Genomic DNA, 19,323 nt, shown 5'->3' with positions numbered 1-19,323 from the left:
TTTTCTGGGTGCGGGTGTTCGGGAACCGCGGCCTGCTCCGGGTGCGGGTGCCGGAGCCGTGGATCACGATGACGGCATGCAGTTCGACGACGACGCCAAACTGGACACCTCCGAGGTCCAGGACGTGCGCGGCAGCCGCATCCCCGGAGGCAGGGCGACCGTCGGCGGCGGCGTCGCCGGACTGATCGCGCTGCTGCTGGGGCTGTTCCTGGGGGTGGGCCCCGACCAGCTGGGCCTCTCCGACAGCGGCTCCGACCAACCCGCCGCCACGGCGTCCGGTCTCGCGCAGGTCCAGCAGAGCTGCCGGACCGGGCAAGACGCGAACACCCGGGACGACTGCCGGATGGTGGCCGTGGTCAACAGCGTGCAGGACTACTGGGACCAGGAGTTCGCGCGGCGCAGCGGCTCGTACTCCCGCTCCCCCACCGTCTTCTTCAGCCAGCGGGTGGGCACGGCGTGCGGGTCGGCGACCTCCGCGGTCGGGCCGTTCTACTGCCCCGGCGACCGGAAGGTCTATCTGGACCTCGGCTTCTTCGACGAGCTGCGGTCGAAGTTCGGCGCGAGCGGCGGCGCCTTCGCGCAGGCCTATGTCGTCGCGCACGAGTACGGGCATCACGTGCAGGACCTGATGGGAACGCTGAGCCGGTCCCAGGACGGGCGCACGGGCGCGAGCAGCAACGCGGTCAAGGTCGAGCTCCAGGCGGACTGCTACGCCGGGGTGTGGGCGCACCACGCGACCACCACGAAGGACGAGTCGACGGGCCGGCCCCTCATCACCAGCCTCACCACCGCCGACATCACCGACGGCCTGGACGCGGCGGCGGCCGTGGGCGACGACCGGATCCAGGAGCGGTTCCAGGGGCGGGTGACGCCGGAGTCGTGGACGCACGGGTCGGCGCAGCAGCGGCAGCAGTGGTTCCGGACGGGGTACGAGAGCGGCGACATGGCGAAGTGCAACACCTTCCGCTGACCGGCGTTGGGGTTTTCCCAGGTCAGGGGCCGTTGTCAGTGGTCGCTGCAAGACTGGGCCGCACGTCGCAGTCATCGATTTCCGGGTGTTTCCGGATCACGAGGGAGTGATCGGTATGGCAGGCACGAACGCGGGACGACCCAGCATCTATCCGACGCTGCTGTACGCGGACGCCAAGGCGGCGATCCGGCAGTTGACGGAGGCGTTCGGCTTCACCGAGCTGTCGGTGTACGAGGGTGAGGACGGCTCGGTGTTCCACGCCGAGCTGGTGCAGGGCAACGGCGCGGTGATGGTCGGCTCCAAGGGGCGCGGCGGTCTCTTCGACGCGGCGATGAAGGACGCGGGCACGACCGGGGTGTACGTCGCCGTGGACGACGTCGACGCACACCACCGGCACGCCGTGGAGCAGGGCGCGGAGATCCTGATGCCCCCGACGGACCAGGACTACGGAGCGCGGGACTACATGGCCCGTGACGTCGAGGGCAACATCTGGAGCTTCGGGACCTATACGCCGGAGATAGGCGGCTAGGGCTCCTCGCCTTCCTAGCTCCGGCCCGTGTGCACCTGGAAGGCCGCCCGGCGGACCGCCTTGGCCAGGGCGGGGTCGGGGTGGGCGGCGGCGAGGGCGACCAGGACCTGGACGGTGCGGGGGTGACCGACGGCCCGCACCTCGTCGAGGAGCATGGGCACGGTCGGCTGCACCGCGGACTCCAGGTGCCGCACCAGCAGGGGGGCCTCGCCGTGGTCGGCGACGGCGGCCGCGGTGTCGACCCAGAGCCAGGTGGCCTCCTCCCGGGTGAGCACCTCGTGGGCGTCCTCCGGGTCGTGGCCGTCGTGCTCGGCGAGCCACAGCAGGGCGTACGGCCGCAGCGTCGGCTCGTCGGCCACGGCGCGGACATCGGGCTCGGCGGGGGCGCCGACGACCCGCAGCGCCTCGAAGGCGAGGCCGCGCAGCAGGGCGTCCTCGCCGCGGGCGGCGTCGATGAGTTCGGTGACGGCGCTGCCGACGGGGCGGGCGGCGAGCCAGGCCCGGTACTCGGCGCGGGCGGCGTTGGGGCGCAGTTGGGCGCAGCCGCGGAGCATCTCCTCGGCGACGACCTCGATGTTGCCGGCGGGGCTCTGCGCGGCGACGCAGATCTGCTCCAGCTTGACCCACACCGCCCAGCTGCCCAGCGGGGTGAGGGTGGCCTGGCCGTCGCCGTAGGTGAGGGCGCCGACGGAGGCCAGGGCGTGCAGGGCCCAGTCGAGGAGCGGTGCGAGGGGGGCGTCCGCGGTCTGCGGCTGGGGCTGCGCGGCGGGGTCGGGCTGCGGGCCGTAGGGGATCTCGCAGCGTTCGGTGCGCAGTTCGGTGACGCGCTGCTCCAGGAGGTCCAGGAGCTGTTCCACGGGCACGGGGCCGGCGGAGAGCTGGAGGAAGGAGAGCACCTGCGGCATGGCCGAGACGACCTCGGCGACGGCGGCGGGTTCGTGGTCCGCGGGTTCGGGGTGGGCCAGCGACCAGGCGTCGAAGAGGGCGACCCAGCCGCGCAGGACGGCGCTGTCGTCGCGGTCCCAGGCGCGCAGGCGCCAGCCGGGGCGGGCGCTGTCGCCGTGCACCTCGACGAGGCCGGCGAGGCGGGCGGTGTCCCAGTCGGCGCGGATCTGAGCGGGGGTCAGGCCCAGGTCGGCGGCGGCCCGTTCGGCGGTCTCGTCGGAGAGGGTGGCCTTGCCGTCGGCTCTGCCGCCGTCCCGGCCGGGGCCGAGGGCGGCGTCGGCCCAGTGGGCGACGCGGGCCGCGCCGGCGAGGCCGGAGCGAGCCATTCTGGCCAACTCGGCCTGTGCCGGGGTGCCCTCCGGGGGGCGGGGTGCGGGGCGGCGCGAGCGCCGCTGGTTCATCGCTCGGGGGGCGGCGGCCAGGGGTCGCGTGCGGACGAGTCGAAGCCTGGAGTCGCGCGGGATACGGGACGTCACGGGTGCAGTCTTCCGGTTGACGGTCCGAAAACCCAAACGGAATGTAACGGCGGGCTACGGGGATGGCCAACGCACGGGTCGCGGCGGGCGGTCGGGGACCGGGATCAGGCCAGTGGTACGGCCTTAAACGGAACCTTCGCGACCGGCGGCGTACGCCGTTACATCAGCGGCGTCAGGAAGCGGCGGAGCGCCTCTTCGTAGCCCGTCGGGTCGGCGTTCCACATGGCTCCGTGCGGGGCGTGCGGGACGGTGTGGAGGGCGACGAGGTTGGGGCGGGTGGCGGCGAGGCGGCGGGAGAGGGCCCAGGGGGCGACGGTGTCGTCCGGGCCGTGCAGGATCAGGGTGGGCACCTTGAGCAGGTCGGGGTCGACGGCTTCGGCGAGGCGGTCGCCGTGCAGTCCGGTGCGGCCCTGGGCGGCGCGGACGGCGAGGGGCAGCAGGGCGCCCGGGGTGCGGCGGGCCGAGGCGAGGGCGCGCAGGGTGGTCTCCCAGCTGAGCACCGGGGAGTCCAGGATCAGGCCCTTGATGCGCTCGCGGACGCCGGAGTGGGCGGCGGCGCGCAGGGCCATGGTGGCGCCGGTGGACCAGCCGTGCAGGACGACGTTCCGGGCGCCGTTGCGGAGGGCGTGGCGGATCGCGGCGTCCAGGTCGCGCCACTCGGTCTCGCCGAGGTGGTTGAGGCCGTCGGGCTGCCGGGGTGCGCCGGGGTCGCCGCGGTAGCCGAGGGCGAGCACCGGGAAGCGCCGGTCGACGAGGAACTGCATGACGTTCATGGAGAGTTCGCGGGTGGCGCCGAGGCCGTGCACGGCGATGACCCAGGTGTCGCGGACGCCGGGCACGAACCACGCGGGCAGGGTGCCGAGTTCGCCGGGAATGTCGACGTCGGCGTGGTCGAGGCCGAGGGCGGAGCGTGGGTCGCCGGTGTGGACGTTGGAGGTGAACCACACCTTGTCGCCGGGCTCCAGGGTGCCGTGCGTGACGCGTTCGAGGCGGCGTACGACGGTGTCGGCGGAGTGGGACGCGGTGCCGAGGACGGGGCCGACGACCGCGTGGACACCGTCGCCGGCGAGGCCGTACGTGCCGGGGCGCAGGGCGGCGAGGTCCCGGGTCAGGGCGATCTGGCCGGCGGCCGTGGCGTGCACGGTGAGCCGGGGTTCGCTGGGCAGGGGCCGGCCGGGGGGCGCCTTGAGAGCGGCATCGCTGGCGAGCCGCCCGGCGGCAACGCTCGCGGCTCCGGCGGCCAGGGCCACGGTGACGGCGGCGGCCGTCGCTTTGACAGTGCGCACCCGTCCAGTGTCCGGGTGGAGGGGGGTGGGGGCCAGTGGGAGGGCGGGTGAGGGTGATGGTCGGTGGCGGGTGGGGGTGCGTTGTGGGTGGCGCGGGCGGGGTGGGTACGGCCGGGCTGGGGTGCGTTGCCGACTGTGCGGGCGGGGGCGGTACGGCCGGGCTGGGTGCGTTGCCGACGATCCGGGCGGGTTCGATACGGCCGGGCTGACATGCGTTGTCGGCGGCGCGGGTGGGCAGGGCGCGTTGCCGACGATCCGGGCGGGTCCGTTGGCGCCGGACAGGTGCGTTGTGGCGGGGCTCCGAGGGGGCGGGAGGCCGTGGCAGCGGGGGGCACCGACCCGGCGGGGCGCCTTCGCGGCAGGGCGCAGGCGCGGCGGCGTGCCGTCGTGGCGGGTGCCGACCCGGCCCGGGCACAGTCCCGGCGGGCTGCCGTCCCGGCCAGGCACCGTCCCAGCCAGGCGCCGTCGCGGTGGGCGTCAGGAGCCGTCGATGTCCCTGGCGGCCATATGTCACCCGCGCTGGCCGTACCCCCGTAGCTTCTCCCCCGCCTCGGCCACCTGTTCCTCCGACAACAGGGTCGGGGTCAGGCCCGGTACCGACGAGGCCGTCAGCCACAGGTGGCACATCCACTCCAGTTGAGCGGTGCGGTCGAAGGCCTGGTCGAGGGTGTTGCCGTAGGCGATCGTGCCGTGGTTCTGGAGGAGGCAGGCGGTGCGGTCGGCGAGGGCGTGGAGCATGTTCTCGGCCAACTCCTCGGTGCCGTACGTCGCATACGGGGCAACCCGGACGGCGCCGCCGAGCGCGCCGGACATGTAGTGGACCGCGGGGAGCTCCGGCACGAGCGTGGAGACGGCCGTCGCGTGGACGGCGTGGGTGTGGACGACGGCGCGGGCGCCGGTGGAGTGGTAGACGGCGAGATGCATGGGCAGTTCGCTGGTCGGGACCAGGCTGCCGAGGACCTGCCGGCCGTCGAGGTCGACGCCGGTGACGTCGTCCGGCGTCAGCCGGTCGTACGGCACTCCTGACGGCGTGACCAGCACGGTGTCGCCGACGCGGACGGAGACGTTGCCGGAGGTGCCGACGACGAGTCCGTCGGTGACGGTGCGGCGGGCGGTGGCGACGAGCTGCTCCCAGGCGCGGGCCTCCTCGTCGCGCACACCGCGCCCCCACGGTTCGCCCACGGTCCGCGCGTCCTCCCGGGCGTCCCGTCCGTCCCGCTGCTCCTGCCGCTGCTCAGCCATGCCGCGATCCTGCCAGGCGCGGCTCCGACGTAACGCCGGGCCGGGGCACTTTAGGGCGGAGGCACGGCGTCCGGAAGTGCGCATATACGGATACATCACCCTCTTGCGCAGCTTGGCCAGACATCACCGAGCGTTCCCTGATCTTCCAGTAATCTCGCTGCCTGATTTGTCGTGCACGTCGCCATTCCGGGGGGAAATATGGCTCGTGATCGCAAACCGTCCCGTCATCGCGGCCGCGTCCTCGCGGCCTCCGTGGCCGCGCTCGCCCTCTCGGGCACCGCACTGGCCGAGTTCCCGGCCGCGGCGGCGGGCAAGCCGAAGGGGCACGACGTCTCCTCGCACCAGAAGAACGTCAACTGGCAGAGCGCGAAGAGCAAGGGCGCCAGGTTCGTCTACGTCAAGGCGACCGAGGGCCGGACCTATCGCAACCCGTACTTCGACCAGCAGTACAACGGCTCGCGCAACGCGGGACTCATCCGCGGCGCGTACCACTTCGCACTGCCGGACAAGTCGTCGGGCAAGGCGCAGGCGCAGTACTTCGTGAACAACGGCGGCGGCTGGAGCGCGGACGGCTGGACTCTGCCGCCGGCGCTCGACATCGAATACAACCCGTACGACGCCAAGCACCGGTGCTACGGCCTGAAGAAGGCCGCGATGGTCAACTGGATCAAGTCCTTCAGCAACGAGGTCAAGCGGCTCACCGGCCGGCGCCCGGTGATCTACACGACCGCCCATTGGTGGAACGTCTGCACCGGCGGCAGCCGCGCCTTCGCCGCGAATCACGCGCTGTGGGTGGCCCGCTACAACACGGCGGACGCCGGATCACTGCCGAACGGATGGTCGTACTGGACGATCTGGCAGTACGACAACAGCGGCGGCCTGCCGGGTGATCAGAATCTCTTCAACGGCTCGGCGGCACAACTGAGGAAGTTCGCCCGGGGCTCGTGACCGTGCGGTGCACGGGCCGCGCGGTGGGTGCCGTCGACATCGGAGGGAAAACCCTCGGTTCCGGACACCGTGCGGCCCGCCTCAGTTCATCTTCCGTTCACCCTGGTTACCTACGTTCAACGAGCCAATGACGCTCGAACGATTGCCTGGGTAAATGGAAAACTTCTCGCTGATCCTCGCGATTGTGGTGGTAACCGCACTTGCGTTCGATTTCACGAACGGTTTTCACGACACCGCCAACGCGATGGCCACGACCATCTCGACCGGTGCACTCAAGCCCAAGGTCGCGGTGGCCATGTCCGCCGCGCTCAACCTTGTGGGCGCCTTCCTCTCCGTGGAGGTCGCCAACACGATCTCCAAGGGTCTCGTCGACGAGAGCGGCATACGTCCTGAGGTGATCTTCGCGGCCCTGGTGGGCGCGATCCTCTGGAACCTGCTGACCTGGCTGGTCGGACTCCCCTCCAGCTCCTCGCACGCCCTCATGGGCGGTCTGATAGGCGCCACCATCGCTTCGGCGGGCACGGGCGCGGTCCACGGTGACGTCCTGGTCACCAAGGTCCTGATCCCGGCGATCGCGGCCCCGCTGGTCGCGGGCATCGCGGCCATGCTGGCCACCCGGCTCTCCTATTCCCTCGGCAAGAAGGCGGACGGCAAGTCGGCCGCCAAGGGCTTCCGCGCGGGCCAGATCGCCTCGGCCGGCCTGGTCTCCCTCGCCCACGGCACGAACGACGCGCAGAAGACGATGGGCATCATCACCCTGGCCCTCGTCGCCGGCGGCGCCGTCGCGCCCGACTCCGACCCGCCCACCTGGGTCATCCTCTCCGCGGGTCTGGCCATCGCGCTCGGCACGTACCTGGGCGGCTGGCGCATCATCCGCACGATGGGCAAGGGCCTGACCGACCTCCAGCCGCAGCAGGGCTTCGCCGCCCAGACCAGCGCGGCGACGGTCATCCTGGCCTCCTCGCACCTCGGTTTCTCCCTCTCCACCACGCACTCCGTCTCCGGTTCGGTGATGGGCGCGGGTCTCGGCCGCAAGGGCGGCGTGGTCCGCTGGTCGACGGCGACGCGGATGTTCGTGGCGTGGGGTCTCACGCTCCCGGCGGCCGCCCTGGTGGGTGCGCTGGCCGAGTCCGTGTGCGACCTCGGCGACTGGGGTACGGCGGTCGTCGCGGTCTTCCTGATCGCGTCCAGCGCGGCCATCTGGAAGATCTCGCGCCGTGAGGTCGTGGACGCGTCGAACGTCAACGACACCGACGAGCCGGCCGGCGTGGTCACCACGGCGATCGCGGCCGTGACTCCGCCCCCGGCGGGCACGGTGGCGGACGACCTGAGCGCCACGATCCCGGCACCGGCAGCGGCCACCACGGAGCCGGCGGCGCCGCCGGCGGCCGCGGTCTGAGTCCCAGCGAAGGAAAGCAAGCAACATGAAGATCGACTGGCAAGCACTGGGCTCCGTCTTCGGCGTCAGCCTCGTCGTCACCGTCGCCCTCGTGGCCCTCTTCACCCTCGGCATCATGGGCCTGTCCCGCCAGGAACGGGCCTCGGCCGCGGGCGGCTCGGCGGCGCTGGCCGTGACCGGCGCGTACGCCTGCTTCGCCGCGTGCGCGGCGGCGGTGGGGTACGGCATCTATCTGATCGTGGCGTAACACCCGCCTCGACGATTTTCGCGCCCTGTTCCGGGCCCCCTGAAGGGGGTTACGGAACAGGGCGCTTTCGCGTTCCCGACCCCACGTTCCAGGTCCGCGTCGCCCCGCCGATGTGGGGTTCTGCACACTCCGCTCTCGCAGGTCAACAGCGAGTTGACGGGTCTTCCGGGGGCGTGGTGGACTGCCGGGGCCAAGTACGGCGGCCAGGGAGGAAGTCCGGTGTGAATCCGGCGCGGTCCCGCCACTGTCACCGGGGTAGGTAGCCCCGGGAGCCAGGAACTCCCACCGCCGGTCTCGTCGAACCAGGGCGTGGACACCCTGAGTGAGGACATATCGCCATGCTCGCCTGCCGTTTGAGGTACAGCACCCGGACAGCCACCAGGTCGCTGCCCGACCCCACGGCCGGCTGAGCCGATGTGTGCCGATCGCGTCTTCGCGTACGGCGCCGCCGCCGGGCTCGTCGGGGATCTGCTGCTCGGTGATCCGCGCCGGGGGCATCCGGTCGCCGCGTTCGGGCGGGCCGCCGGTGCCGTGGAAAAGGTGCTATGGCGCGACCACCGTGGGTGGGGGGCGCTGCACACCACCGTGTGTGTCGGGGGTGCCGTGGGGCTGGGTGCCCTCGCGCAGAGAGTCGTACGTCCTTCCCGTATCGCCTCCGTCGTGCTGACCGGCGCCGCCACCTGGGCCGTCGTCGGGGGAACCTCGCTCGCGCGGGAGGCGCGGGGCATCGGGCGGGCCTTGGAGGCGGGTGATGTCGAGGGCGCTCGTGCTCGGCTGCCGCATCTGTGCGGGCGTGATCCGCAGGCCCTCGATGCCGACGGGATCGCCCGGGCCGTCGTCGAGTCCGTCGCCGAGAACACCTCCGACGCCGTCGTGGGCGCGCTCGTGTGGGGGGCCGTCGGTGGTGTGCCGGGGCTGCTCGGGTTCCGGGCCGTCAACACCCTCGACGCCATGGTCGGGCACAAGTCCGAGCGGTACCGGCGGTACGGATGGGCCTCGGCCCGGCTCGACGACCTCGCCGGCTGGCCGGGGGCGCGGCTCACCGCCGTACTCGCGACCGTGACCGGTGGTGATCCGCGCAGTGCCGTGCGCGCCTGGCGGGCGGACGCCGGCAAGCATCCGAGTCCCAACGCCGGGCCCGTCGAGGCCTCGTTCGCGGGGGCGCTCGGGGTGCGGCTCGGGGGGACCTTGTCGTACGGAGGGCGGGTCGAGCACCGGCCCGTCCTGAATCAGGCCGGGCGGGCCGTCGCCACCCACGACATCGAGCGCGCCGTACGGCTGTCCCGGCGCGTCGGGCTGCTCGCGCTCGGCGTCGGGGTCGCCGCGCGCTTCGTCATGAAGGGACGCAGGTCATGAGTGGTGGACTGCTCGTCGCCGGGACCACCTCCGACGCCGGGAAGAGTGTCGTCACCGCCGGGATCTGCCGGTGGCTGGTGCGGCAGGGGGTCAAGGTCGCGCCCTTCAAGGCGCAGAACATGTCCCTCAATTCGTTCGTGACGAGGGAGGGTGCGGAGATCGGGCGGGCTCAGGCCATGCAGGCGCAGGCCTGTCGGGTCGAGCCGACCGCGCTCATGAATCCCGTGCTGCTCAAGCCCGGTGGGGAGCAGAGCAGCCAGGTCGTGCTGATGGGCAAGCCCGTCGGTGAGATGAGCGCGCGCGGGTATCACGGGGGGCGGCAGCAGAAGCTGCTCGGGACCGTGCTCGACTGTCTCGCCGAACTGCGGGGCACGTATGACGCGGTGATCTGTGAGGGGGCCGGCAGCCCGGCCGAGATCAATCTGCGGCGGACCGACATCGTCAACATGGGGATCGCCCGCAATGCCGGGCTTCCGGTGCTGGTGGTCGGGGACATCGACCGCGGTGGCGTGTTCGCCTCCTTCTTCGGGACCGTCGCGCTGCTCTCGGAGGAGGACCAGAAGCTGGTCGCCGGGTTCCTCGTCAACAAGTTCCGGGGGGACGTCTCGCTGCTGGAACCCGGGCTCGACATGCTTCACGGGCTCACCGGGCGGCGCACGTACGGCGTCCTGCCCTTCCAGCACGGCCTCGGTATCGATGAGGAAGACGGTCTACGGGTTTCCCTCAGAGGGACCGTGCGGGAGTCGAACACCGCGCCGCCCGTCGGCGAGGACGTGTTGCGGGTCGCCGTGTGTGCCGTCCCGTTGATGTCCAACTTCACCGACGTCGACGCGCTCGCTGCCGAACCCGGAGTCGTCGTGCGGTTCGTGGACCGGCCGGAGGAGCTCGCCGACGCCGACCTGGTGGTAATCCCGGGGACGCGCGGGACCGTGCGGGCGCTGGAGTGGCTGCATGAGCGAGGGCTCGCGGACGCCCTCAAGCGCAGGGCTGCCGAAGGGCGGCCCGTCCTCGGCATCTGCGGTGGCTTCCAGGTACTCGGCGAGCACATCGAGGACGAGGTCGAGAGCCGGCAGGGGCATGTCGAGGGGCTCGGGGTGCTGCCCCTAAGGGTTCGGTTCGCCCCCGAGAAGATCCTTACCCGGCCTGAGGGGGAGGCACTCGGGGAGCGGGTGACGGGGTACGAGATCCATCACGGGGTCGCCGACATCCACGGAGGGACCCCCTTCCTCGACGGCATCCGGGTCGGCCAGACCTGGGGCACGCACTGGCACGGCTCGCTGGAGTCGGACGGCTTCCGGCGGGCCTTCCTGCGCGAGGTGGCCGCCGCCACGGGCCGCCGGTTCGTGCCGGCGCCCGACACCTCGTTCGCCGCGCTGCGCGAGGAGCAGCTCGACCGGCTCGGCGACCTGATCGAACAGCACGCGGACACCGACGCGCTCTGGCGGCTCATCGAGTCGGGCGCGCCGCAAGGACTGCCTTTCATTCCACCGGGAGCGCCCGCATGAGCACTGTGTTGTTGTTGTCGACCGCCGACACGGACCTGTTGGCGGCCCGGGCCGCCTCCGGTGCCGAGTACCGGATCGGCAATCCCACCCGCGTGGACGTGGCCGAGGAGCTGCCCGGTCTCCTCGACGGCGCGGACATCGCCGTCGTCCGGCTGCTCGGTGGCAAGCGGGCCTGGGAGGACGGACTGGCCGCGCTGAGGGCGTCCGGTGTGCCGACCGTGCTCCTTGGCGGCGAGGCCGTGCCGGACGCGGAGTTGATGGCCGAGTCGTCCGTGCCCGCCGGTGTCGTGGCCGAGGCGCTGAAGTACCTCGTCGAGGGCGGGCCCGCCAACCTCACCGAGCTCGCGCGGTTCCTCTCCGACACCGTGCTGCTGACCGGTGAGGGGTTCCTGGAGCCGCAGAAGATGCCGGAGTACGGCGTCCATGGCGACCGTGCCTTCGTCGAGGGCCGCCCGACCGTCGGCGTGCTCTTCTACCGGGCCCATGAGCTGAGCGGCAACACCGCCTTCGTGGACACTCTCTGCGATGCGATCGAGGCGCGTGGCGCCAACGCCCTTCCCGTGTACTGCGGTTCGCTGCGCGGGGCCGACGCCGGGCTGTACGAGATCCTCGGCAGGACGGACGCTCTCGTCGCCACCGTCCTCGCCGCCGGTGGCACGCACGCCTCGCAGGCTTCTGCGGGCGGTGACGAGGAGGCCTGGGACATCGGCGCGCTCGCCGAGCTCAACGTGCCGGTCCTGCAAGGGCTTTGTCTTACGTCGTCCAAGGCGGCCTGGGACGAGTCCGACGCCGCCCTCTCCCCCATGGACGCGGCGATGCAGGTCGCGATCCCCGAGTTCGACGGGCGGATCATCACCGTCCCGTTCTCCTTCAAGGAGCAGGGGCCGGACGACGTCCCCGTGTACGTCGCCGATCCCGAGCGGGCCGGGCGCGTCGCCGGGATCGCCGTACGGCACGCGCAGTTGCGGCACAAGCCGAACGCCGAGAAGAAGCTCGCGCTCGTCTTCACCGCGTACCCGACGAAGCACTCGCGGGTCGGCAACGCGGTCGGTCTGGACACGCCCGCCTCGGCGGTGCGGGTGCTGGACGCCCTCAAGCAGGCGGGGTACTCGCTCACCGAATACCCGTCCGGCGGCGACGAGTTGATCCACCGGCTCATCAACGCCGGTGGCCACGACGTCGAGTGGCTCACGGAGGAGCAGCTGGCCGCAGCGCCCGCGCGGGTGCCGCTGGCCGACTACCGGGCGTGGTTCGACAAGCTGGACCCGGAGCTGCGGGACGGCATGCTGGAGGCGTGGGGCGAGCCGCCGGGCAGCCTCTACGTCGACGGGGACGACATCGTGCTCGCCTCCCTCCAGTTCGGGAACGTCGTCGTGATGATCCAGCCGCCGCGCGGCTTCGGGGAGAACCCGATCGCGATCTACCACGACCCGGACATGCCGCCGTCGCACCACTACATGGCGGCCTACCGCTGGCTGGAGAACTCTTTCGGTGCCGACGCGATCGTCCACATGGGCAAGCACGGCACGATGGAGTGGCTGCCGGGCAAGGGCCTCGGGCTCAGCGGGGGTTGTGCGCCGGACGCGGTGCTCGGGGACCTGCCGCTGATCTACCCGTTCATCGTCAACGACCCCGGTGAGGGCACCCAGGCCAAGCGGCGCGGGCACGCCACCGTCGTCGACCACCTGGTGCCGCCGATGGCGCGGGCCGACACCTACGGCGACCTCGCCAAGCTGGAGCAGCTCCTCGACGAGTACGCGCTCGTCTCGGACTTGGACCCGACGAAGGCGCCGGCCGTGCGGGCGCAGATCTGGACGCTGGTCAAGGCGGCCGAGCTCCACCACGACCTGCATGTCGAGGACCAGCCGGACGACGACGACTTCGACGAGTTCGTCATGCACATCGACGGCTATCTGTGCGAGATCAAGGACGTGCAGATCAGGGATGGTCTGCACATCCTCGGCGGCGGGCCAGTCGGTGAGGCGCGGGTCAACCTCGTGCTGGCGGTGCTGCGCGCCTCGCAGGTGTGGGGCGGGCAGGCGAACGCGCTGCCGGGGCTCCGGGCTTCCTTCGCGGCCCATTTCGGGCTCAGCGAGAAGGAGTTGCTGGCCGAGCCGGGTGCGCCGGTGAAGGTGCCGGTCGAGCTGACGGAGCTGGTCGAGGGCCCGTCCCGGAGCGCCGCCGACGCGATCGACCTGCTGGAGCAGCTGTGCCGGCGGGTCGCGGAGGGCATGGAGGCACGGGACTGGGACATCGCGGTCGCCCCGGCCGTGCTGCGGGGTGTGCTCGGGACCGAACTCCCTGACGGCGTGGCCGTGTTGGAGTTCGCCTGCACCGAGGTGGTACCGCGGCTCGCCCGCACCACCGACGAGATCGACCACATCCTCAAGGCGCTCGACGGTGGTTACGTCCCGGCGGGCCCGTCGGGTTCGCCGACGCGTGGCCTGGTCAACGTCCTGCCGACCGGGCGGAACTTCTACTCGGTCGACCCCAAGGCCATTCCCTCCAGGCTGAGTTGGGAGGTCGGGCAGTCGCTCGCCGACTCGCTCGTCCAGCGGTACCTGGCCGACACCGGCGGGTACCCGAAGTCCGTCGGGCTGACGGTGTGGGGTACGTCCGCGATGCGCACCCAGGGCGACGACATCGCCGAGATCCTGGCGCTGCTGGGCTGCCGCCCGGTGTGGGACGAGGCGTCGCGCCGGGTGACCGGCTTCGAGATCATCGGGCTCGAGGAGCTGGGGCGTCCGCGCATCGACGTCACCGTCCGCATCTCCGGGTTCTTCCGGGACGCGTTCCCGCACGTGGTCGGGCTGATCGACGACGCGGTGCGGAAGGTGGCCGAGCTGGACGAGCCCGTCGACCGCAACTTCGTGAAGGCGCACGCCGACGAGGACACCGCCGAGCACGGTGACCGGCGGCGCGCCACGGCCCGTATCTTCGGCTCCAAGCCGGGCGCGTACGGCGCCGGTCTGCTGCCGCTGATCGACGCCCGCAACTGGCGCTCCGACGCGGACCTCGCCGAGGTGTACGCGGTGTGGGGCGGCTACGCCTACGGGCGCGGGCTGGACGGGCGGGCGGCGCGCGGGGACATGGAGACGGCCTTCAAGCGGATCAACGTGGCCGCGAAGAACGTCGACACCCGCGAGCACGACCTCGTAGACGCCGACGACTACTTCCAGTACCACGGCGGCATGGTCGCCATGGTGCGGCATCTGACGGGCGCCAACCCCGAGGCGTACGTGGGCGATTCGGCCACCCCGGACCAGGTGAAGACGCGCACGCTCGGCGAGGAGACGCACCGCGTCTTCCGGGCGCGTGTCGTGAACCCCCGCTGGATGGCCGCCATGCGCCGGCACGGCTACAAGGGCGCCTTCGAGATGGCGGCGACCGTCGACTACCTCTTCGGCTACGACGCCACCGCGGGCGTGGTCGACGACTGGATGTACGAGAAGCTCAGCGCGGAGTACGTCTTCGACCCGGAGAACCGGGACTTCATGAAGAAGTCCAACCCGTGGGCGCTGCGCGGCATCACCGAGCGGCTGCTGGAGGCCGCCGAGCGCGGACTGTGGGCCGAGCCGGACGCGGACACCCTGGAGCGGCTGCGCGCCACGTACCTGGAGCTCGAAGGCGACCTGGAGGGCGACGACCAGTGAGTACCCCGTTTCCGTTCACGGCCGTCGTCGGCCAGGACGATCTGCGGCTCGCGCTGCTGCTGAACGCCGTGTCACCGGCGGTCGGCGGTGTGCTGGTCCGCGGCGAGAAGGGCACCGCCAAGTCGACGGCGGTGCGGGCGCTTTCGGCGCTGCTGCCGGAGGTGCCGGTTGTCGCGGGCTGCCGCTTCTCCTGTGATCCGGCCGCTCCCGATCCCTCGTGCCCGGACGGTCCGCACGAGCCTGGTCCCGGCACGTCGCGTCCCTCCCGCATGGTCGAACTGCCCGTCGGCGCCTCCGAGGACCGGCTCGTCGGTGCCCTCGACATCGAGCGGGCGCTGGCGGAGGGCGTGAAGGCCTTCGAGCCGGGCCTGCTGGCCGACGCGCACCGCGGGATTCTCTACGTCGACGAGGTCAACCTTCTGCACGACCATCTCGTCGACCTGCTGCTCGACGCCGCCGCCATGGGCGCCTCGTACGTGGAACGCGAGGGTGTCTCCGTACGGCACGCCTCGAAGTTCCTGCTCGTCGGGACCATGAACCCCGAAGAGGGCGAGCTGCGGCCGCAGTTGCTCGACCGGTTCGGGCTGACCGTCGAGGTGGCCGCCTCGCGCGAGCCCGACCAGCGGGTGGAGGTCGTACGGCGGCGGCTCGCGTACGACGACGATCCGGCGGCTTTCGCGGCACGTTGGGCCGACGAGGAGGCCGCCGTACGGCAACGGGTCGTCGCGGCGCGGGAGTTGTTGCCGTCGGTGCGGCTCGGGGACGGGGCGTTGCGGCAGATCGCGGCGACCTGTGCCGCGTTCGAGGTGGACGGCATGCGGGCCGACATCGTCATGGCGCGTACCGCCACCACGCTGGCCGCGTGGGCCGGGCGGACCGACGTGCTCGCCGAGGACGTACGGCAGGCCGCGCTGCTCGCGCTGCCGCACCGGCGGCGGCGTAATCCCTTTGACGCGCCGGGACTTGACGAGGACAAGCTCGACCAGACGCTGGAGGAGTACAGCGGCGAGGGCGAGGACGATCCCGACCCGGACGGGCCCGGCGGGGGTGGCGGGCAGCCGACGCCGGACGACGGGTCGCAGGGGGACTCCGGGGGCGCGGCGCAGCCCGAGGCCGGGGAGGGCGGGGAGCCGCAGGCCGGCGGTGCCGGTGGCGGTGAGCAGTCCGCCGTACGGGCTTCGGAGCCGTTCCGTACCAAGGTGCTCAGCGTGCCGGGGCTCGGGGACGGTGCTGCGGGGCGGCGTTCGCGGGCGCGGACCGAGCATGGGCGGACCACGGGGGCGCGTCGCCCTCGGGGTGCGCTGACGAAGCTGCATCTCGCGGCGACCGTGCAGGCCGCCGCCCCGCATCAGCGGGCTCGTGGCCGGTCCGGGCCTGGGCTCGTGCTGCGCCGGGACGATCTGCGGCAGGCAACTCGGGAGGGGCGTGAGGGCAACCTGGTGTTGTTCGTCGTGGACGCCTCCGGGTCCATGGCCGCTCGGCAGCGGATGGGTGCCGTGAAGGGTGCCGTGCTGTCGCTGCTGCTCGACGCGTATCAGCGGCGGGACAAGGTGGGGCTTGTGACGTTCCGGGGGACGGCGGGTGAGGTGGCGTTGCCGCCTACGTCGTCCGTGGACGCCGCCGCCGCCCGGTTGGAGTCGCTGCCGACCGGTGGGCGTACGCCGCTCGCCGCCGGGCTGCTGAAGGCGCACGAGGTGCTGCGGGTCGAGCGGTTGCGCGATCCGGCGCGGCGGGCGCTGGTGGTCGTGGTGACCGACGGGCGGGCCACGGGTGGGCCCGAGCCGGTCGCGCTGTCCCAGCGGGCGGCCCGGTTGTTCGCCGCGGACGGGGTCGCCTCCGTCGTCGTCGACTGCGAGTCCGGGCCCGTGCGGCTGGGGCTCGCCGGGCAGTTGGCGGGTGAGTTGGGGGGTACGGCGGTGACGCTCGACGAGTTGCGGGCCGACTCCATCGCCGGGCTGGTCAAGGACGTACAGAGGAGGGCCGCGTAATGCCTCAGGGGCAGCCGAGTGTGGTGCCGGACGATGGACTGACGACCCGTCAGCGTCGTAATCGGCCCTTGGTGGTTGTGCATACGGGAGTTGGCAAGGGCAAGTCGACCGCTGCCTTCGGGCTTGCCTTGCGGGCCTGGAACCAGGGGTGGCCCATCGGGGTGTTCCAGTTCGTCAAGTCGGCGAAGTGGAAGGTCGGCGAGGAGAACGCGCTGCGGGTGCTGGGCGCCTCCGGTGAGGGCGGGTCCGTCGACTGGCACAAGATGGGCGAGGGGTGGTCCTGGGTGCAGCGGGACGCCCAGATGGACAACGAGGAGAAGGCCCGGGAGGGCTGGGAGCAGGTCAAGCGGGACCTCGCCGCCGAGACGTACCGGCTTTATGTGCTGGATGAGTTCGCTTATCCCATGCACTGGGGGTGGGTGGACACCGATGAGGTGATCGCCGTTCTGCGGGACCGTCCGGGGACCCAGCATGTCGTCATCACCGGGCGCAACGCCCCCGAGAAGCTGGTCGACTTCGCCGATCTCGTCACCGACATGTCCAAGGTCAAGCATCCGATGGACGCCGGGCAGAAGGGGCAGCGGGGTATCGAGTGGTGATGTCCTCCTCCGTCTCCGTCCCTCGGCTGGTCATCGCCGCGCCCTCCTCGGGCAGTGGGAAGACCACCGTCGCCACGGGGTTGATGGCCGCGTTCGCCGCGCGGGGGCTTGCCGTGTCTCCGCACAAGGTCGGGCCGGACTACATCGACCCCGGGTATCACTCGCTCGCCACGGGGCGGGTGGGGCGGAATCTCGACGCGTATCTGTGTGGCCCGGAGTTGATCGGGCCGTTGTTCGCGCACGGGGCACGTGGGTGTGACATCGCCGTCGTCGAGGGTGTGATGGGGATGTACGACGGGGCGGCGGGGGAAGGTGAACTGGCGTCCACCGCTCATGTCGCGAAGCTGTTGGGGGCGCCGGTCGTTCTTGTCGTCGACGCCTCTTCGCAGTCTCGGTCGGTGGCTGCGCTGGTGCACGGGTTCGCTTCGTGGGATCCGGAGGTGCGGGTCGGGGGTGTGATCCTCAACAAGGTCGCGTCCGATCGGCATGAGGAGCTGCTGCGGGAGGCGTTGGAGTCGGCCGGGGTGCCTGTGCTCGGGGTACTGCGGCGGGTGGCTCAGGTGGATACGCCCTCTCGGCATCTGGGGTTGGTGCCGGTCGCTGAGCGGCGGGGGGCGGCGCTTGAGGCTGTGGCGGCTATGGGGGCGCAGGTTGCCGACGGGTGTGATCTGGAGGCGTTGGAGGCGCTTGCCCGCGCTGCGGGTGCCGTACCAGGGGGCTCCGCCCCCTGGACCCCCGCCTCGCCCACCCACCACCCGACTCGGTTGGTCGAAGAGCGAGGCACGGACGTCGACTCGGACGGCATCGAGGAGCGAGGCGCAGGCGGCACCGAACCGCGTAACCCCGTCGTCGCCGTCGCCGGTGGGCCCGCGTTCACCTTCTCCTATGCCGAGCACACCGAGTTGCTCGCCGCCGCCGGGGCCGAAGTCGTCACCTTTGATCCGCTGCGTGATGAGCAACTGCCCGAAGGAACAGGCGGGTTGGTCATCGGTGGTGGGTTTCCCGAGGTGTATGCCAGTGAGCTGTCCGCCAACGAGCCCCTGCGCAAGGCCGTCAGCGAGCTCGCCCTCGGTGGGGCGCCCGTCGCCGCCGAGTGTGCCGGGCTGCTCTACCTCTGTCGTGAGCTCGACGGGCTCCCCATGTGCGGCGTGCTCGATGCCTCCGCGCGGATGAGCGAGCGGCTCACGCTCGGGTACCGGGACGCGGTGGCCGTCAGCGACAGTTCGCTCGCCGTCGCCGGGACGCGGATGCGGGGGCACGAGTTTCACCGGACCGTCGTGGAGCCCGGGGCGGGGGCGGCTCCCGCATGGGGGGTGCGCGCCCCTGCGCGGCGCGTCGAAGGTTTCGTACAACAAGGTGTGCACGCGAGTTATCTGCACACGCACTGGGCGTCGCAGCCCGGTGTGGCCCGTCGGTTCGTGGAGAGGTGCCGGACGTCATGAGCAGCAGCAGGTTGATCGGAGTCGGGGTCGGTCCCGGCGATCCGGAGCTGGTGACCGTCAAGGGCGTCAACGCACTGCGTGCCGCCGATGTGGTCGTCGTACCCGTGATGGACACCGGGGAGCGGGGGCGGGCCGAGGCCACCGTTCTCCATTACGTCGGGCAGGAGAAGGTCGTCCGGGTGGTCTTCGCTCTCAACGAGCGAACCGACCGGGGGCGGCGCGAGGCCGCCTGGGACGCCGCCGGGGAGCGGGTCGCCCAGTTGCTCGGTGAGCACGGCACCGTCGCCTTCGCCACCATCGGCGATCCCAACGTCTACTCCACCTTCACCTATCTCGCGCAGACCATCGCCGAACTGGTGCCGGGAACCGTCGTGGAGACCGTGCCCGGTATCACCGCCATGCAGGATCTCGCCGCGCGTTCCGGGGCCGTCCTCACCGAGGGCACCGAGCCGTTGACGCTCGTGCCCGTCACCGCCGGTGCCCAAGCGCTCAAGGACGCCCTCGCCGGGCCCGGGACCGTCGTCGCGTACAAGTTCGGGCGGCAGGCCCAGGAGGTCGCCGAGGCGCTGCGGGAGACCGGGCGGATCGACGACGCCGTGTGGGGGTCGGCGCTCGGGCTGCCGGAGGAGTCCGTGCGGCCGGCCGCCGAGCTCGACGGCGCCCCGCTCCCCTACCTCTCCACGCTCATCGCGCCCGCCCGGCGTGACGGCGGGCGGGGCGGCAAGCTGTGACACCCCC

The 19,323-nt window shown here is 71.9% G+C and carries 15 protein-coding genes and 1 riboswitch; of the genes, 12 read left to right on the top strand and 3 right to left on the bottom strand.

Annotated features, from left to right (window positions below; translation table 11 throughout):
* The first annotated feature begins 76 nt into the window (after window positions 1–76).
* A complete protein-coding gene (gene ypfJ, locus IQ210_RS19975) occupies window positions 77–970 on the top strand; it encodes a KPN_02809 family neutral zinc metallopeptidase (RefSeq protein ID WP_194080402.1) in 894 nt (297 codons plus the stop codon).
* Between the two features lie 115 nt (window positions 971–1,085).
* Entirely contained in the window at window positions 1,086–1,499 is a 414-nt protein-coding gene (locus tag IQ210_RS19970; protein WP_194080401.1) for a VOC family protein, read from the top strand.
* Window positions 1,500–1,513: 14 nt separating this feature from the next.
* Here the strand turns inward: IQ210_RS19970 and IQ210_RS19965 are convergent, their stop codons facing one another.
* The 3 genes from IQ210_RS19965 to IQ210_RS19955 form a co-directional block, all read right to left on the bottom strand.
* Complete coding sequence (locus IQ210_RS19965; RefSeq protein ID WP_194080400.1) at window positions 1,514–2,920, bottom strand: hypothetical protein; 1,407 nt, start codon at window positions 2,918–2,920, stop codon at window positions 1,514–1,516.
* Window positions 2,921–3,078: 158 nt separating this feature from the next.
* Window positions 3,079–4,206, bottom strand: coding sequence for an alpha/beta hydrolase (locus IQ210_RS19960; protein ID WP_194080399.1), 1,128 nt, complete (start codon window positions 4,204–4,206; stop codon window positions 3,079–3,081).
* A 510-nt stretch (window positions 4,207–4,716) separates the two neighbouring features.
* The gene (locus IQ210_RS19955) at window positions 4,717–5,448 is read right to left on the bottom strand and encodes a class II aldolase/adducin family protein (protein WP_194080398.1); all 732 of its coding nucleotides are present in this window, start codon (window positions 5,446–5,448) and stop codon (window positions 4,717–4,719) included.
* Window positions 5,449–5,646: 198 nt separating this feature from the next.
* Between IQ210_RS19955 and IQ210_RS19950 the strand changes: the two genes are divergently transcribed.
* The 10 genes from IQ210_RS19950 to cobI all read left to right on the top strand — a co-directional run bounded on the left by IQ210_RS19950 (window position 5,647) and on the right by cobI (window position 19,316).
* Complete coding sequence (locus IQ210_RS19950; RefSeq protein WP_194080397.1) at window positions 5,647–6,396, top strand: lysozyme; 750 nt, start codon at window positions 5,647–5,649, stop codon at window positions 6,394–6,396.
* A gap of 154 nt (window positions 6,397–6,550) precedes the next feature.
* Window positions 6,551–7,795 (top strand): inorganic phosphate transporter, encoded by a 1,245-nt coding sequence (locus IQ210_RS19945; RefSeq protein WP_194080396.1) that lies wholly within the window; start codon window positions 6,551–6,553, stop codon window positions 7,793–7,795.
* 25 nt (window positions 7,796–7,820) lie between these two features.
* Window positions 7,821–8,042 (top strand): hypothetical protein, encoded by a 222-nt coding sequence (locus tag IQ210_RS19940; protein WP_059197252.1) that lies wholly within the window; start codon window positions 7,821–7,823, stop codon window positions 8,040–8,042.
* A 160-nt stretch (window positions 8,043–8,202) separates the two neighbouring features.
* A riboswitch (cobalamin riboswitch) is annotated at window positions 8,203–8,343 on the top strand.
* 113 nt (window positions 8,344–8,456) lie between these two features.
* Entirely contained in the window at window positions 8,457–9,398 is a 942-nt protein-coding gene (locus IQ210_RS19935) for a cobalamin biosynthesis protein (protein WP_194080395.1), read from the top strand.
* On the top strand, window positions 9,395–10,903 hold the full coding sequence (locus tag IQ210_RS19930) for a cobyric acid synthase (RefSeq protein ID WP_194080394.1): 1,509 nt from the start codon (window positions 9,395–9,397) through the stop codon (window positions 10,901–10,903). The genes IQ210_RS19935 and IQ210_RS19930 overlap by 4 nt, the downstream gene beginning before the upstream one ends.
* Window positions 10,900–14,556 (top strand): cobaltochelatase subunit CobN, encoded by a 3,657-nt coding sequence (gene cobN / locus IQ210_RS19925; protein ID WP_194080393.1) that lies wholly within the window; start codon window positions 10,900–10,902, stop codon window positions 14,554–14,556. The genes IQ210_RS19930 and cobN overlap by 4 nt, the downstream gene beginning before the upstream one ends.
* On the top strand, window positions 14,553–16,544 hold the full coding sequence (locus tag IQ210_RS19920) for a putative cobaltochelatase (protein ID WP_194080392.1): 1,992 nt from the start codon (window positions 14,553–14,555) through the stop codon (window positions 16,542–16,544). The genes cobN and IQ210_RS19920 overlap by 4 nt, the downstream gene beginning before the upstream one ends.
* Window positions 16,544–17,143 carry a cob(I)yrinic acid a,c-diamide adenosyltransferase gene (cobO, locus tag IQ210_RS19915; RefSeq protein WP_194080391.1) on the top strand — a complete coding sequence of 200 codons (600 nt, stop codon included), beginning with the start codon at window positions 16,544–16,546 and terminating at the stop codon, window positions 17,141–17,143. The genes IQ210_RS19920 and cobO overlap by 1 nt, the downstream gene beginning before the upstream one ends.
* Complete coding sequence (locus IQ210_RS19910; protein WP_194080390.1) at window positions 17,143–18,585, top strand: cobyrinate a,c-diamide synthase; 1,443 nt, start codon at window positions 17,143–17,145, stop codon at window positions 18,583–18,585. The genes cobO and IQ210_RS19910 overlap by 1 nt, the downstream gene beginning before the upstream one ends.
* Complete coding sequence (gene cobI, locus IQ210_RS19905) at window positions 18,570–19,316, top strand: precorrin-2 C(20)-methyltransferase (protein WP_194080389.1); 747 nt, start codon at window positions 18,570–18,572, stop codon at window positions 19,314–19,316. Before IQ210_RS19910 ends, cobI begins: the two co-directional genes overlap by 16 nt.
* The last annotated feature ends 7 nt before the right edge of the window (window positions 19,317–19,323 follow it).

It is taken from the genome of Streptomyces justiciae, from assembly GCF_015163075.1.
In the GTDB taxonomy this organism is placed as follows: Bacteria; Actinomycetota; Actinomycetes; order Streptomycetales; family Streptomycetaceae; genus Streptomyces; species Streptomyces justiciae.
The sequence above is the reverse complement of the archived record's forward strand: the minus strand, read 5'-3'. Positions and strand labels throughout refer to the sequence as shown.